At 41.7% G+C, this 16,583-nt stretch carries 16 protein-coding genes; 11 read left to right on the top strand and 5 right to left on the bottom strand.

All coding sequences use genetic code 11. The features are described from left to right. The first annotated feature begins 74 nt into the window (after positions 1-74). From rplS to CLV48_RS14480, 10 genes are all read left to right on the top strand, one after another. Positions 75-440, top strand: a complete 366-nt coding sequence (rplS, locus tag CLV48_RS14525; RefSeq protein WP_106568017.1) for a 50S ribosomal protein L19 — start codon at positions 75-77, stop codon at positions 438-440. Positions 441-751: 311 nt separating this feature from the next. Further along, a complete protein-coding gene (gene gltX, locus CLV48_RS14520) occupies positions 752-2,290 on the top strand; it encodes a glutamate--tRNA ligase (protein ID WP_106568094.1) in 1,539 nt (512 codons plus the stop codon). 19 nt (positions 2,291-2,309) lie between these two features. Continuing rightward, complete coding sequence (locus CLV48_RS14515; RefSeq protein WP_106568016.1) at positions 2,310-2,519, top strand: hypothetical protein; 210 nt, start codon at positions 2,310-2,312, stop codon at positions 2,517-2,519. Positions 2,520-2,632: 113 nt separating this feature from the next. After that, positions 2,633-5,401 carry a TonB-dependent receptor gene (locus CLV48_RS14510; RefSeq protein ID WP_106568015.1) on the top strand — a complete coding sequence of 923 codons (2,769 nt, stop codon included), beginning with the start codon at positions 2,633-2,635 and terminating at the stop codon, positions 5,399-5,401. A gap of 38 nt (positions 5,402-5,439) precedes the next feature. Further along, positions 5,440-6,102, top strand: a complete 663-nt coding sequence (locus CLV48_RS14505; RefSeq protein ID WP_425430713.1) for an outer membrane beta-barrel protein — start codon at positions 5,440-5,442, stop codon at positions 6,100-6,102. Positions 6,103-6,156: 54 nt separating this feature from the next. Next, complete coding sequence (locus CLV48_RS14500; protein ID WP_106568013.1) at positions 6,157-6,738, top strand: NifU family protein; 582 nt, start codon at positions 6,157-6,159, stop codon at positions 6,736-6,738. An 85-nt stretch (positions 6,739-6,823) separates the two neighbouring features. Next, positions 6,824-7,894, top strand: coding sequence for a DUF3810 domain-containing protein (locus CLV48_RS14495; protein WP_106568093.1), 1,071 nt, complete (start codon positions 6,824-6,826; stop codon positions 7,892-7,894). 289 nt (positions 7,895-8,183) lie between these two features. Then, positions 8,184-9,521: a hypothetical protein gene (locus CLV48_RS14490; RefSeq protein ID WP_106568012.1), complete on the top strand. Its 1,338-nt coding sequence runs from the start codon at positions 8,184-8,186 to the stop codon at positions 9,519-9,521. Further along, positions 9,514-9,804: a hypothetical protein gene (locus CLV48_RS14485; protein WP_106568011.1), complete on the top strand. Its 291-nt coding sequence runs from the start codon at positions 9,514-9,516 to the stop codon at positions 9,802-9,804. Before CLV48_RS14490 ends, CLV48_RS14485 begins: the two co-directional genes overlap by 8 nt. A gap of 11 nt (positions 9,805-9,815) precedes the next feature. Beyond that, positions 9,816-10,706: a peptidoglycan DD-metalloendopeptidase family protein gene (locus CLV48_RS14480; protein ID WP_106568010.1), complete on the top strand. Its 891-nt coding sequence runs from the start codon at positions 9,816-9,818 to the stop codon at positions 10,704-10,706. Positions 10,707-10,709: 3 nt separating this feature from the next. Here the strand turns inward: CLV48_RS14480 and mnmC2 are convergent, their stop codons facing one another. From mnmC2 to metK, 5 genes are all read right to left on the bottom strand, one after another. Continuing rightward, positions 10,710-11,393 (bottom strand): tRNA (5-methylaminomethyl-2-thiouridine)(34)-methyltransferase MnmC2, encoded by a 684-nt coding sequence (gene mnmC2 / locus CLV48_RS14475; RefSeq protein WP_106568009.1) that lies wholly within the window; start codon positions 11,391-11,393, stop codon positions 10,710-10,712. 1 nt (position 11,394) lies between these two features. Next, positions 11,395-11,877 carry a 2-C-methyl-D-erythritol 2,4-cyclodiphosphate synthase gene (ispF, locus tag CLV48_RS14470; protein WP_106568008.1) on the bottom strand — a complete coding sequence of 161 codons (483 nt, stop codon included), beginning with the start codon at positions 11,875-11,877 and terminating at the stop codon, positions 11,395-11,397. 138 nt (positions 11,878-12,015) lie between these two features. Then, positions 12,016-13,257: a M16 family metallopeptidase gene (locus CLV48_RS14465; protein WP_106568007.1), complete on the bottom strand. Its 1,242-nt coding sequence runs from the start codon at positions 13,255-13,257 to the stop codon at positions 12,016-12,018. Between the two features lie 28 nt (positions 13,258-13,285). Next, positions 13,286-13,495 carry a heavy-metal-associated domain-containing protein gene (locus CLV48_RS14460; protein ID WP_106568006.1) on the bottom strand — a complete coding sequence of 70 codons (210 nt, stop codon included), beginning with the start codon at positions 13,493-13,495 and terminating at the stop codon, positions 13,286-13,288. Positions 13,496-13,672: 177 nt separating this feature from the next. Then, positions 13,673-14,926 (bottom strand): methionine adenosyltransferase, encoded by a 1,254-nt coding sequence (metK, locus tag CLV48_RS14455; protein ID WP_106568005.1) that lies wholly within the window; start codon positions 14,924-14,926, stop codon positions 13,673-13,675. A 401-nt stretch (positions 14,927-15,327) separates the two neighbouring features. Between metK and CLV48_RS14450 the strand changes: the two genes are divergently transcribed. Further along, the gene (locus tag CLV48_RS14450; RefSeq protein ID WP_106568092.1) at positions 15,328-16,491 is read left to right on the top strand and encodes an AIR synthase related protein; all 1,164 of its coding nucleotides are present in this window, start codon (positions 15,328-15,330) and stop codon (positions 16,489-16,491) included. The last annotated feature ends 92 nt before the right edge of the window (positions 16,492-16,583 follow it).

Below are 16,583 nucleotides of genomic sequence, written 5' to 3'. Positions count from 1 at the left end.
AAGCTAACATTCAATAGAGTCTAACATAAACTGCGTCGAGGCGCGGTTGCTACAAGCAAATAAAAGATAAAGCTATGAGCGAACTACTTAAATTTGTAGAAGCGGAATACAATGAGGTGAGAGCCAAATTCCCTTCTTTCAAAGCTGGAGATACCATCAACGTTCACGTAAGAATCGTAGAAGGTAACAAAGAGCGTATCCAGCAATTCCAAGGAACTGTAATCCAAAGAAAAAACCCCAATACCAACGGTGAAACCTTCACAGTAAGAAAAGTATCCAATGGTGTGGGCGTGGAAAGAATTTTCCCTATCCTTTCTCCTGCGATCGAAAAAATCGAATTGTTGAGAGAAGGTAAAGTGAGAAGAGCTAGATTGTTCTACTTGAGAGGCCGTCAAGGAAAGTCTGCGAGGATCAAGGAAAGAATCAGACACAACAAATAAGATCAACCGCATCTTATGCAAAAAGGGAATCCGTTGGGGTTCCCTTTTTTGGTTTTGGTTATTTGTCCTAATGCAACTAAACGGTTTAAAAACCTACAATTAACCACTTCCGACAGCCGAAATCTCCCTTTTTTATTTTAACATTTGGCTTGGCTCTTTTCTTACCCATAATTTCAAGATATCTTAGCTACCTTACTTTTCTAATAGCTTAGAATCCAGGTTAAAATTTATTATCTTTGCACCCTGATTTTCAGTAACACTTCCAACCATTGTATATCAAAAAGGGTTGGATTACAGAAGAAAAAACCAACATGAACAGAGAAGTACGTGTACGTTTTGCCCCCTCACCTACCGGGGCACTGCATATAGGAGGGGTAAGAACAGCCCTGTACAATTACCTTTTTGCCAGAAAAACCAATGGCAAATTCTTATTGAGAATAGAAGATACCGACCAGACCCGCTTTGTGCCGGGTGCGGAAGAATATATCAAAGAAGCCCTGGACTGGTTGGGAATAACTCCCGACGAAAGCCCCTGGAATCCGGGTGATTGCGGCCCTTACCGACAGTCAGAGCGCAAACCAATGTACATGCAGTATGCAATGGACCTGGTAGAAAAAGGCCATGCTTATTATGCTTTTGATACTGCGGAGGAACTTGAAGCCATGAGAGAAAGACTAACAGCAGCAAGGGTAGTTTCTCCTCAATATAATTCCATCACGAGAACACAGATGAAAAACTCCCTTACCCTTCCTGAAGATGAGGTAAAGGCGAGACTGGCTTCCGGTGAACCTTATGTGATCCGTATCAAAATCCCAAGAAAAGAAGAAGTAAGATTGAATGACCTTATCCGTGGATGGGTAATGGTACACTCCTCCACTTTGGATGATAAGGTCTTGATGAAATCAGACGGTATGCCTACTTATCACCTGGCTAATATAGTAGATGACCACCTGATGGGCATCACCCATGTTATCCGTGGTGAAGAATGGTTGCCATCCGCCCCCTTGCATGTCTTGTTATACAAGTACTTTGGTTGGGAAGACACCATGCCGCAGTTTGCCCACCTGCCTTTGCTTTTAAAGCCTGATGGCAACGGAAAACTGTCAAAAAGGGACGCAGACAAGCACGGTTTCCCGGTATTCCCTATGGATTGGACTGATCCGAATTCAGGAGAAAAAGCAATGGGCTTCAAGGAACAGGGCTACCTAAAAGAAGCTTTGATCAACTTCCTCGCCTTCTTGGGCTGGAACCCTGGCGACCACAGGGAGATGTTTACCTTGGACGAACTTGTGGAAGCTTTCTCTATCGAAAGAATCGGTAAGTCAGGGACAAAATTTGACATCAATAAGGCCAAATGGTACAATGAACAGTACCTTAGAGCAAAAACTGATGAGGATTTGGCTGCTTATTTGATAGCTGATCTTGAGACGGAAGGCATTCAGATTGATGCTGACAAAGCCGCAAAGATTGCCCATATCATGAAAGAAAGGGCCACTTTTCCTGCCGATCTTTGGAAAGAAGGTAAGTTCATGTTGATCGCTCCAATGGAATTCGATGAAAGTGTAGCGTCCAAAAAGTGGAATCAGGAAGCAGTAATTGTATTGAGCGCCTACAAGGAAAAGTTATCTGCATTCTCCGGTGAGTTTACTCCGGAAGTTGCCAAAAGCATCCTTGAAGAGGCTGCTGAAGCAAATGGCATTAAATTAGGAAAGGTAATGCAGGCCGTCCGCTTAGCGGCTACCGGTGTAGGTGCAGGTCCCGATCTGATGGCTGTATTCAGTATTATCGGCAAAGATGAACTGGTCAGCAGGATTTCCTTGGCACTTGCGAAATTACCTGTTCAAGGATAAAACATTAAAATCTAAGGAGATGGCCAAAAAACCGAAAAAAGAAGAAACCCCTAAAGTCCACAAGGACCTGGAAGGATTCAAAATGAATATTGATTCTTTTGGGGAAATCTCCAGTACCTTCCCTATTGACAAAATCAATGAATTCCTCAACAAGAATGTGGATGACAAAAAACTGAAAGACAGAGAGGACATTGATGATATCAAAGAAGGTAAAGAGAAGAAAAAATAGTTTATAGCCGGTCCATTTGGATCGGTTTTTTTATTTTTTTCTGATAAAAAATGGTACAATCCTAAAAGGGAATTGCCAAATTCTTTATATTCGACTTAAAAATTAGTAATAATATGAGGAACCTCTTCGTTTTTGGACTTCTATTTTTATTTTGCGTACCTGTATTTTCTCAGACTGCTACCATCAGGGGAAAAGTTACAGACAGTCAGACAGGTGAGCCGCTTCCTTTTTGTAATGTTTTTATCAATAATACCACGATTGCCACTACCACAGACCTTGATGGCAATTACATTTTGGACAATGTACCTGAAGGAGAGTTTGAACTTGGCTATTCTTTTATTGGCTATCAGGCTGTCCAGAAGCCTGCAAGCATCAGGCCTGGAAGTCAACTCACCTTCAATATTAGCCTGGTATCGCTGGAACAGGAACTTTCTGATGTGGAAGTCAAAGCCTCAAGGGACAGGAATTGGGAACGGGAACTCAGAAGGTTCAAAAATTATTTCTTGGGCAATGACGACATGGCTGCCCAATGCGAAATCCTTAACCCCTGGGTAATAGATTTTCCCACTGACAACAGCAACAACAATTTCAGAGCAGAAGCCATACAGCCTATTGAAATTGAGAACAAGGCTTTAGGCTATAAACTGACTTTTGACCTAAAAGCATTTCAATTCACCCCCAATTATTACATAATTTCCGGCGCTACTAGGTTTACAGATTTGGAGGCACCGGATGCAAAGACCAGGGCGGAATGGGAAAGAAAAAGACTGGACACCTATCTGAAATCCCCCGCCAATATGTTCCGGGCTATGATTGTCAACCAGCACAATCAGGAAGGTTTTTACCTCTATGGAGACAAGGCCGGAGGATCAGAAAGCAGGAACCTACGCTCCGATGTTTTCGCCAATGAACTGGGCAAGTCAGTAGTCCCTTATAAACCGGATAATCTGGTCCAGGCAGGAAGAAGACCGGGAGAGTACCGCATTTACATGAAAGGAAGGATTGAAATCCATTATGAAAAAGGCTACAGTACAGTCAATACTTATAAAGATGCCCCCTATCCCATTTCTTGGGTAGAAGTGAACGGTAATTATGTTCAGGTCAATTCCAATGGGATGATTCTGAACCAAAAAGATGTGATTTTTTCGGGAGACATGGACAAAAGGAAAATAGCCACCCTTCTCCCTTTGGATTATCAGCCCAACTTAGCTGAGCGTGTCAACACCCAAGTGGCCAGAGATGCCAATGGCATGCAGGAGAAGGTTTTCTTGCATACCGACAGGGCGTTTTATTACCAAGGTGACCCGATACTTTTCAAAGCTTATTTCAACTATGCCACTATGGATTTGAAAAGGGAGCTGAGCAAAATCCTATATGTAGAGCTGATCTCGGGTGAAAGGGACATGATCTTGCAGAAAAAGTTCAAGATCGAAAACGGACAAGCTTTTGGGGAGCTTTTCCTTCCCGATACCCTGAGCCAAAGAACGTATTACCTCAGGGCCTATACCAACTGGAACAGAAATTACGGGCCGGACACCTATTTTGTCCAGGCTTTACCGGTTTTGAGTCCTTATGAGCGTATCACTGCATCAGAAATCAGCCAAGCGAAATCCGAGGATATTATTGTTGGATTCAGTACTCCGGAAAACAGCTATGGCAAAAGGGAAAAAGTCAAAGTCAGCCTGACCATCAAGGACAAAGAGGGAAGACCGGTGGCTACTAGTCTTTCGGTTGCCGTAAGAGATGGGAAATTTGCTCCTGAACTTATAGAGCGTCATTCCATTGCCCAGACACTTCAAATCAAGGATGTGCCTTCCAATATTACTACAGAGAAGTTCACATACCCACTTGAAAAAGATTGGAATGTTTCAGGAAAATTTCTGAATGAAAAAGGAAGGCCAGCAGCTACTCCATTCACTGTTTATTTCAACAATTTCGAGGGCATGCTTGATTTGGAGAGCGATAAGGATGGTCTATTCACCTTGGAAGCTATGGACTATTATGGCCCCTTAGAGTTTACCTTCATGGCTTTGGATAAAAAAGGAAAAACATTTGGTTCCTTTGAACTGGTTGAAAGACTGCATCCACCCTTCTTTGTGCCCGCATCCCTCAGGTTTCCCAAAATTTCAAAAGTCAATGAATCCATTTTTGAAAAATTGCCGACTAGCGATGAAGCCATTCCATTGGAGCAAGTGACGGTGGAAAGTCAAAAAGAGGACAGTGGTAACAGGGCGATTTATGGAAGAGCAGACTATGTGATCAAGGGGGAAAATCTAAACCGGAATGGCACTATCACTGACCTGTTGATGAGCCTCAAATCACAAGTACCGGGCATGAATGTCACCACCACATTAGAAATCAGGATCAGAGGAGGTGCTACTTCATCCAACCTGTCCATGGAACCTTTGGTAATGATCAATGGGGCAGTGATGCCTTCTGCTGCTGGAATCAGGGCTGCTGACAATATTGCTACGGTAAACCCCAATGATATCGATAGAATTGAAGTGGTAAGTAGGATGAGCTCCATGATGGGAGACTTAGGAAGAAATGGCGTCATCGCAGTTTACCTGAAACAAGGACCTTCCCAAGCTCCTCTATTAGGAAGCAACACACCTGGATTGAACAATTTGATCATTGATGGATTTGGATTCCCTCCAAGCTTTATTCCTTTCAACTATGAGCAAGCGGAAGAAAAACCCGAAATTGATCAAAGAGTCACCTTATTTTGGGATCCATATGTGGTAACGGACAATGAAACCGGAACATTCAGCTTTGAGTTCTTTACCAATGACAGTCCTGGGGAAAAAATCATTGAAGTGATAGGTTTAAGTATTGATGGCAAACCTATTCAAGCCACTTATTCTATCCCAATACGTCATTAATTCCCAAAAAGTATACTTAATTTTGCTCCATGCATAAAATGGCAGTCCGTTTGGTTTTTACCTTATTCTTGGGATTCTTTTGTTCCATACCAGAATTATTGGCCCAGACAAGCATTGGGTTTCGGGGAGGGGTGAGCAGTTCGCAGGTAAGTTACCGCTATAGACTTGGCCGCCCTCCTGTACTTACATCAGGCATTCAGGGCACTACCTTTGCTGTTGTTTTAGAGCATTTTGGTCAAAAAAATGCCGGTTTGCAGGTGGAATTTCAAAAAATCACCTTAGGCTATACCCAGACTGATGAAGCTGAAGCCATCAACCAGAGTGAATGGGATTACTTGAAAATGCCCCTATTGTCTAATTTTTATTTCGGAAATAAAGGGCGTTTCCATATCAAAGTAGGTCCCCATTTTGGTTATCTGCTAGATGCCAGAGATGTTAAAAGGGAGTTTGAAGGGAATGAAACCTCTCTCCCGACTTATGGACAAGCGGGAGATGATCCTAACCCTTTCATGTACGGGCTGAACTTAGGTGCAGGATTATCCAAATTATTTGGAAAAAGTACACTGGCAGGCGATGTCCGCTTTGCCTATGAATTTGGAGGACCGGAATCCCAGGACCGGATTTATGACATCAACAGCACCACATTGGAAATTACTTTGACTTATCTTTTCCAGATAAGAAAAGGAAAATGGCAGAAATAAAGGAACTATTCTCGGCCTTTCGTGGTATAATAGAAAAATACAATCCCGATCATTATGCTTCAAGCACAAAAGAGACCCGTACATATTTATATGGAGGCCAACCCTAACCCCAACTCCCTGAAGTTTGTGGTGAATTTCATGTTGGCAGATGAAGGCATCAGCTTTGATTATCCGGATCAGGAGAGTACAGAAAATTCTCCATTGGCCAAGGAGCTCTTCAATTTTGCAGCAGTGGAGCGTGTATTCATCGCTTCCAATTTTGTGACTGTCACCAAAAAAGAAGACATAGAATGGCCTGAAATCCAAGATTTTGTAAGAGATCATATCAAAAAATACCTGGAAGCAGGAAAAGCGGCTGTGAATGCGGTTTTCAACAAGGATCCTCTATTTGATGAAAATGATTCTGAAACTGTCAAAAAAATCAAAGGGATCTTGGATGAATACATCCGCCCTGCAGTCGAGCAGGATGGTGGCGCGATCGTATTCCACAGCTTCCACGATGGTGTCGTAAAAGTTTTACTTCAAGGTAGCTGTTCAGGCTGCCCCTCCAGTACCATCACCTTAAAAGCTGGTATCCAAAATCTGCTTACCCGAATGCTTCCTGAAGTCAAGGAAGTTCAGGCAGAAGGCGTATAGGATTCCAGAAAATTTTACATATATTTTGAATGGGGAAAGTGTTCTAAAGACACTTTCCTTTTTGTATCAGTTTATCCAGATCAAAGTGCTAAAAGGAAATTGGACATGGAGTATGTTAGGTCTGACCAGTATATTGGTCAGGTACTTTGCTGTCCAACATCCCGAGAAAACTGAGCAACTTTACTCCAGGACTTTTTTCCCTGCCGTAAGGAATTTGATAGACCTGAGCATTTCCAAATTACCTTTCGCCACAGTCTATATTTTTGTATTCACGCTTGTCTTGGTATTGTTTTCCTACTTTTATTTTCTAGTCCAAAAAGAAGGATGGAAACAAAAACTCGGATTCACTATTCGTTCCTTTTTTAATGGAGCGGGAGCTTTGGTCTTCCTGTTTTTGGTACTGTGGGGATTCAATTACCAAAGGATCCCGATTTTTCAGCAGATAGGTATGAAGCCGGTACCTCTTAATCAGGACCAACTCCAAAATGAGCTGGAACTGACCAGGAACATTCTGAATCAACTCCGTTTCAATATTGAAGAAGACACCATTGCCATTGAGGAAATCATGCCTTATCCCGAGCTGGAAAAATTGGTCAGGGCCAATATGCGGGAGCACCTCTATCTCTTAGGGCTGAATTTTACGGGAGAACCCAGAACCAAGCAATTTTATCCTGCCGGATTTATGAGGAGGATGGGGATTTTGGGTATTTATTTTCCATTTACGGGGGAAAGTTATATTGATCCCACTTTGCACCCATTGGAAAAACCTTTTACGATCGCCCATGAAATGGCCCATAGTTATGGGGTAACTGATGAGGGAGAGGCCAATTTCATTGCTTGGGTGATCTGTTCCAATTCTGATGATCCACTTCTACAGTATTCGGGCCAGTTACGCTTGATGCGCTATCAGCTCAATGACCTCTATCGGATGTCCAAGGAGCTTTATGGGGAATTTTACAAAACCATCCCTAAGGGTATTCGAAATGACCTCATCTCCATCCAAAAAATCAACGAGCAGATCAAGCCCATCAACCTCGAAATCAGCCGCAAGTCCAATGACCTCTTCCTACGCACACAAGGCGTAAAAGCAGGCATCAACAGCTACCAACAGTTGCCGATGCTGGCCTATGCTTGGAGGAATAGTTTGAATGAGTGATTTTCCAGTAGATTTAAATTTAAAAAGAATAGCCAATCATACTCAATATCTTCTGTTTCAAATAAGAAAAATATGGTTTTAAGTTCCATTATTAATGTGTAAAGCTTTTACAAAAAACAACAAAATAGTTTTGTTTTTCACCTAAGTTATTTATATTGAACCTAATTCTTTCATCAATAAACTATTTTAATATGCAACACCCTAAATTTACCCCCCCCCCCAATTTTCATTAGATTCATTAAAGGTAATTAACAACATTAGTCGCTTTTCAATCATCGGACTTTTTTCAATGCTTTTATTTTCCTGCCTGGAAGAGTCAGATCAGCTTCAGGATAACACTGCCCGCAGAAATGACCAACTGGTCCATATCAGAAATTGGTTTGAAGCAAATAAACAGGATCTGAGAATCAAAGATTCAGGCCTAAACCAGAGGCAGGACAGCAAAGAGTTGATTCTTCCTTTTTTTGAGAAGGAGCCCGACTGGAGCAAATTCCACATCTATCAATGGCCAGACGGAAGACAGGTGTTTGAGGTCAATCTGTCCAACAAAGAAATTGTTCTCAATAGCCAGTTTACTGATAATCTGCCGGATGCCGACCCTTCCAAAACCGTTATCCAAAACATTTTATTTGTAGAGAACAAACAAAACGGCAGGTTTGATCCTGTTATAGCCAGATATTACCCGGCTGATGAGTACTCCGTTTCCAGGTTTGAGGAGATTTCTTACAATAATATCGGAGCGGGCTGGTCAGGAACCGTAGATATCTGGACTTATGATGAGCGTTATTTTGTAGGATTTATCATCGAGGACGGCCAGCTCATCGCCACCAAACATCCTGAAGGATATCAGCCTGATTCAAGAAAAAGAAAATCCACACTACAGGGGGAAAATTTAGATACTACCTGTAGGCACGTGGTCAGTATTTATACCGTTGTGACAATCGTAACAGCCGGAAATGGCTCGGAAATCTCTTACCATGATGAAACCGAGGTCCATATGGTATGCAGCGGAGGGACACTTTATAATGATTTAGACACCAACGGCACCCCAATCCCGCGCTATGATTACGATCCTTATGGGGGAGGATGGGGTGGAGTATCCGGAGAAATCAATTATACACCGCCTTCTATTAGTGAACCATTGATTCTAAAAAAAATGAAATGTTCTGATTTAATGAATACACATGGCGAAGAATTCCATGATATCCACTCATTTAAACTTCAAAACATAGGAAAAACTTATGAAAATATTATAAATCAAAGAGAAGATAAGAGTTGGTCTTTTTTGGGTTCCCAAAAAGGGGGGCCAAATATTAGATATATTAGAGATCCACTAAACCCAAATATTATTATAGACCTCAGACATTTGTTAATCATTGGAAGGTTAGGCCCAATTATTGGCAATTCTGTTGAAGTAATTCAATGGGTAAGTGGAAGCCAATCAGCATATGATGATCAAGATTACTATTCCAATGAATTAGGATACAGTTTTTGGGCAAATTATTCAAATTTGGTACAAAGGAATCCGACAAACTTTGTAGAATTGCTTGAAAACTTTCTTTACCACGAAAAGTACCGCAACTCGATTTCTAGTCCAAACAGATGTAATTTAACAAACAATGGGTAAGTTAAAATTAATTATTTTTATAATAGTTATGGGTTTCATTTTGATATTCACCAATAAACAAATTATTGGCTTGAAAAATGAGAATAATTTCTCCAAACTTAAAATTGGAATGGATAAAGAAGAAATATTTATGATTATGGGAATGCCTAATTCTAAATATAAGGGTAGAAGTGTGGGATCAGACTCTATTTATTTCTACCAGCCAGCTTTTGCTTCATCCTCTGGATTAGAGGTGGAATTTGATTCATTAGGAATTGTAATCAACTTGATTGGAGATCATTAAAAAACTAAAAAATGCGCTTTTCTCTTTTATTCCTCTTTTTCTTGGGGTATTCCACTGTTTTTGCTCAAGTCAAATTAGAGTCTGAACAGGACAAAGACGGTAATGTCACCATATACGCCAACAACACGGAAGTGATTCCCTATACCTTGGTGGTGGATTTTTCAACGCTCATGAATCTGACTTCTTCCGGAGGAAGAACGGTTTTTGCAGTGGTCAACCCAGGCAGGAGCATAGTCGCCCGATTAAAGAAAACCAATGCCAACCAGGGCAGTTCTTATAACTATTCCACCAAACTCTACAAGGGGAGTTACTTAGACAAAAGCAAAGAAGAACCTTTTTACCTGATCCCAGTGCAGGAAGGACAAAAAGTCCGCATGCAGCCCATGACCCACGTTGAAAATGTCTATAAGAAAGAATCGGAAAATACAAGTTATGTAGGTACTGCTTTTTATCTGGAAGAGTCCACTACCATCTGTGCACCAAGAAAAGGAATTGTGAGTGATATGAAAATGGACACTCAACAAACGGGCACTAACCTTTCTTTTAATGCCTCGGACAATTTTATTGAAATCTATCATGATGATGGCACTTTTACTAAATTGATCGTACTGGAATCAGGTTCCGAAAAAGTCAAAATTGGAGATATAGTTTATCCAGGGCAGGCCCTTGCTTCCTCTTCCGGTGAAAAATACAGCAGCGGAAAACATGTGCGGATGGTACAGAGCAGGCTGAATAAAGTGGATAGGGAAATCAGGCAGGAACTAATTCCGGTTAAACTTTTTGATGGGGAAAAGGAAGTTTCCAGCAAGCAAGCAGTAAGTGAACTGATATCATCCCATCCTGAAAACCTCATAAGCAAAGAAATGAGCAAAAAGGAACTTAAGCGCCTGGAGTCCAAATAATCATTAGAGTCTCCAGGCCCTTGTCATTTCCTTTTTCCCTGGAGGGCCGGGCAGCGTTTCTACTTCCAATCCCAATTCCTTAAGGTTCCTCTTCAATTGCCCTTGGGCACAATAGGTCACAAAAACCGCTCCGGGATTCATGGTCTCCACCACTTTGGCCAACATGTCTTTGGTCCATAACTCTGGCTGCTTACTTGGGGCAAAAGCATCAAAAAATACCACATCGGCATGATACAATACCGCCTCTTCCAAAGTGGTCTTGTCCTTTTTCATGTTGAAATATTCGGACATAATCCCTCCTTCGTTCCAATGTGCCTCATGCAGTATCTTGAAATAAGGGGCATAATGATAAATTGAGGTATCCACTTCGGTATAATTCAACTGTGAATACACCTCTTTTTCCAAAGGAAAAGGTTCAATGCTATGGTAAAGGACGGGGACTTTGTACTGCTCAGCCCATACAAGGCTCAACCAGGCATTCAGCCCTGTACCAAATCCCACCTCAAAAATCCTGATGGGAAACTTGTCCGGGTTGCGTACATACCAAGCTTCCAGTCCATACAGCATAAATACATGTACAGACTCCCTGTAGGCCCCATGAAAAGAATGATAAGTCTCGTTGAGTTCTGGTACAAATAAGGAATGGGAACCATCCTCCGTTGTGATGATTTTTACCTCTCTTGCCATCTTACTTTTTATAAATCAATGCAACACAATAGGCGGAAACACCTTCTTCCCTTCCCACAAAACCCAGTTTCTCGGTAGTAGTGGCTTTAATGGAAATGGCTCCCTCCTCTACTCCCATTACCTCGGATAAACAAGCCTTCATCGCAGGTATATGGGGATTGACTTTTGGAAGCTGCAAACATACCGTAGAGTCGATATTGCCCACTTCATAACCGGCTTCCCGGATCAAGACCATTACCTCCCGCAACAAAATTTTGCTGTCAATACCTTTGTATTTGGGATCCTTATCCGAAAAATGATAACCGATATCCCGCATGTTGGCCGCACCCAATAGGGCATCACAGATCACATGGATCAATACATCTGCATCGGAATGGCCCAAGGCCCCTTTTTCATGTTCCAGCTTTATTCCTCCCAACCAAAAGTCCAAACCCACATGCAACTGGTGCACATCATAGCCAAAACCAATTCTAAAGTTATTCATAGCTCTTCAATAATGTTCTACACGGTTTGAATATAGAGACAAGACAAAAGACACAAGATGTAAGACATAAGACTTAATTTCTCCATATCCATAAATATCCCAATATCTATTGCAAACCTATTTCTTTTTTATTCAAAACTATTTTGCAACAGCCTTATAATAAACTGTTGAAGCGTTCTCCTCTTTGAGAATTTCTTTGCCCCAATCCAAAATACTTTCAGCAGGAATCTGCGTTTTCTTCTCGTATTCTGTTTGGTACAGATCCGGGCTTCCCAAATGGGCGTAATATGCCAAACTCATCGCCCTGTTCAACAACTGAACAGACTCGTAGGTCTTCATGGCCTCGGCCTGATTTTTCACCTTAGTAAGCGTATCCTCTGGAATGGAAGATTCCAGAAACTCTTGGACCACTAGATCCAAGGCTTTTTCTGCCAGTTCAGCAGATTGCCCCTTTTCCATCTTCCCGGAAAACACCATTAGCCCGGGATCTACAGTACCGAAAATATAAGCGCTGACGGAGGCAAAAATATGTCCATTTTTTACCAGTTTCTGCTCCAGGGTAGAAGACCTGCCAAAACCCAAAATATCAGTAATCAGATCTGCCTGCAAGTAACCTTCCTGCAACTTACCAGGCATGTGATAAACTTTATAAAGGGCATCGGTTGGCACCTCGGCATCAACCACTAAAGTCTTTTTGCCTGTCTGCGGCAACTCCACAGGTATAGACCTTTTGGGAATTTTACCACTTGGTATTTCTCCGAACCATTTGTCCGCCATAAACCTGACCTGATCCAGCGAGACATCTCCTGCCACAACCATGATGGCATTATCAGGTCTATAATGGGTCAAATAAAACTCCTCTACATCCTCCCTGGAATAATTGACAATATCCTCAATGTCCCTCCCGATCGTAGGCCACTGATAAGGATGCGTATCGAAAGCCAGCTTGCGGATATGATGGAAAACATCTCCGTAGGGCTGATTCAGGTAGCGTTGCTTGAACTCTTCAATGACCACTTTTCTTTGTGTTTCGATGGTCTTCTCGCTCAAATTCAACTGCAGCATCCTGTCCGATTCCAGCCAAAAGGCGGTCTCAATATTGACTGCAGGAAGTGTAATGTAGTAATTGGTGATGTCGGTATTGGTAAAAGCATTGCAGGAACCCCCTACCCTTTCCAATGCGGTATCAAAAACTGGAACATTCTTTGAACTTCCGAACATGAGGTGTTCAAAGTAATGTGCCAGTCCTGTTTTTCCTGGAATTTCATTCCTGGACCCCACTTTATACAGGATATTGAGTACAGCCATCTTGGTGCTGTGGTCCTCATGGACCAATACTTCAAGGCCATTTTCCAATACAAATCTCTGATAATTGATCATAACCAAGGCTTAGGAAAAAGAAATCAGCTTAAGCATCTATGCTTTCACCTTTATAACCCGCATTTTTCAATGCATTTTGGATGACTTCAGCATCAATTTCTCCTTCTACTGTCAATATCCTATCAGGATGGGTCAAGTCCACTTTCCAGGCGTTTTCGGCAACTTTATCCATTTCAGGTGTGATAGTTGCCACACAGGCCCCACACTTGACATTGGTTTTGAACTGTATCTTTTTCATGTTGATGCAATTAAATAAATTGGAACATTTTAGAACCCCTCAATACTTGCTGAATATTAAAACTCCCAAACAGGTCTTATGATTCCTTTGATGAGCTTGCAATTTACCTAACTCAATGAATATGTTCTGTGTTTATCCAAAATAAAAGCAAAAGCGGCCCTAAGACCGCTTTTTAATTTAAAGACCAAATTCTTTTTTGATAGTGTCTACATAATCCAGTTTTTCCCATGTAAAGAGTTCTACATCAAAACTCAGGGATTTTCCATAGGGTGTTTTAAAAGTCTTGGTTACAACCTCATTTTTCCTTCCCATATGTCCATATGCAGCTGTCTCCTCATAAATTGGGTTTCTCAATTTTAGCCTTTGTTCAATGGCATAAGGCCTCATATCAAAGATCTCTTCTACTTTTTTGGCTATTTGTCCGTCGGTCATATTGACTTTGGCAGTTCCATAGGTATTGACATAAATACCCATTGGCTTGGCAACTCCGATGGCGTAGGACACCTGAACCAACATTTCATCAGCTATACCTGCCGCCACCATGTTTTTAGCGATATGGCGCGTTGCATAGGCAGCAGAACGGTCTACTTTTGATGGATCTTTTCCGGAAAATGCTCCACCACCGTGGGCACCTTTTCCACCATAGGTGTCGACAATGATCTTCCTTCCCGTAAGACCGGTATCCCCATGAGGCCCACCAATAACAAATTTTCCGGTTGGGTTGATATGGTAAGTGATCTTATCGGTAAACAAGGCCTGGTTTTCAGGTTTCAGTTGGGCTTTTACCCTAGGGATCAGGATATAAATCATATCCTCTTTGATCTTCGCCAACATGGTGGGCTCATCGGCAAATTCATCGTGTTGTGTAGAAATCACAATGGCATCAATCCTTTGAGGGATGTTATCATCCGAATACTCGATTGTCACCTGAGCTTTGGAATCCGGCCTCAGATAGGTAATCTCTCTATTTTCTCTTCTCAATGCTGCCAATTCCTTGAGGATCAAATGAGAAAGATCCAAAGCCAAAGGCATAAAGTTATCTGTCTCCTTGGTTGCATAGCCAAACATCATTCCCTGGTCACCGGCACCTTGCTCTTCTGGATTACCTTTATCCACTCCTTGATTGATATCAGGAGACTGCTCATGAATGGCGGACAACACTCCACATGAGTTTCCGTCAAACATATACTCTCCTTTTGTATATCCAATACGGTTGATAACCTGACGGGCAATTTGTTGCACATCCAGGTAGGTCTCTGACTTAACTTCTCCTGCAAGGATTACCTGTCCTGTGGTTACCAATGTTTCACAGGCTACCTTGGAGTTTGGGTCAAATGCTAAAAAATGATCAATCAAAGCATCTGAAATCTGGTCGGCAATTTTATCTGGATGTCCTTCAGATACTGATTCTGAAGTAAATAAATAAGGCATATAATAATAGGTTTAGCTATTTCTCAAACGGTCCGTAAAAATACGCTTTACAGGGGAAATAAAAAACCAAAACTCGAAAGGAGGAGCGCATAGACAAAATGGCAGAAATTGAATCTTTCAATTTCTAAATCTTCGTTTCCCACATTTATTCTTTAACTTTGCTCTGGTAAAGACAGAAGGCAGGAAACCATCTCCCTTAGATTTTAATATTTGTTATTCTCAGAAAATGAAATGTAATCTTGTATAACACATCATTCTGAGACGGAGCCTGCGGAGTCGAAGAATCTCCTAAATTATGGGAGACTATTCGCTTCACTCAGGGTGGCGGTTCTAGTTATGTTATTACAAAACTGTATATGCTCATATTTTAAAATCCCGAAATGACAAATCCCAGCTCTTCCATGAACGAAAGGTATATGCAAAGAGGTGTTTCAGCCTCCAAAGAAGATGTACATCAAGCCATTTCCAAATTGGATAAAGGTCTTTTTCCCAAAGCTTTCTGTAAAATTGTTGAAGACACTTTAGGCAATGATCCTGAATATTGTAACATCATGCATGCTGATGGAGCTGGAACCAAATCCTCCCTAGCCTATATGTACTGGAAAGAAACAGGGGACCTTAGCGTTTGGAAAGGCATTGCACAAGATGCCATCATCATGAATATAGATGACCTCCTTTGCGTAGGTGCAATCAATAATATCCTTGTTTCATCCACAATTGGCCGAAATAAAAATCTAGTGCCAGGGGAAGTGATTTCTGCCATAATCAATGGTACTGAGGAAGTCCTGCAAATGCTCAGAGACCATGGGGTCAATGTAGTCTTGACAGGAGGGGAAACTGCAGACGTAGGAGATCTTGTGCGTACTGTAATTGTGGATTCGACAGTAACTTGCCGCATGAGAAGGGATGAGGTAATTTCCAATGATCAGATTCGTCCTGGAGATGTGATTGTCGGCCTAGCTTCTTATGGACAGGCCACTTACGAAGATAATTACAATGGAGGGATGGGTTCGAATGGACTGACATCTGCCCGCCATGATGTTTTCAACAAAATTCTCCAAAGCACCTACCCGGAAAGTTTTGACCCGGCAGTCCCCAATGATCTGGTGTACACCGGAAAATATAAACTGACCGATCCAGCTCCTGGACTCCCTGTGGATATGGGCAAACTTGTGCTTTCTCCTACCAGGACCTATGCTCCTATTATGGTAGATGTGCTAAAATACCTAAGGCCACAAATCCATGGGATCGTACATTGTAGCGGGGGAGCACAGACCAAGGTGCTCCATTTTGTGGACAATGTTCACGTCATTAAAGACAATTTGTTCGATACTCCTCCTTTGTTCAAGATTATACAGGAAGAAAGCGGTACAGACTGGAAGGAAATGTACAAAGTATTTAACATGGGCCATCGCATGGAGATCTACCTGGAAGAAAGATATGCAGAAGAGGTCATCGATATTGCCGAAACCCTTGGAGTGGAAGCCAAAATCATTGGAAGAGTGGCACCTTTTCAAGGCAAAAAAGTTACTGTACAAGGCGCACACGGAATATTCGAATATTAAAAATCCAGTACCTATATCATACAGGTCAAATTACTCCCAATCACATTTTGAAAATGAATATATTTTCACTGGTGTGGCCTGAGTGATTTTTT

The sequence above is a fragment of the Cecembia rubra genome, assembly GCF_003014575.1.
Classification (GTDB): Bacteria; Bacteroidota; Bacteroidia; order Cytophagales; family Cyclobacteriaceae; genus Cecembia_A; species Cecembia_A rubra.
This window is presented reverse-complemented; position numbering and strand designations above follow the sequence as displayed.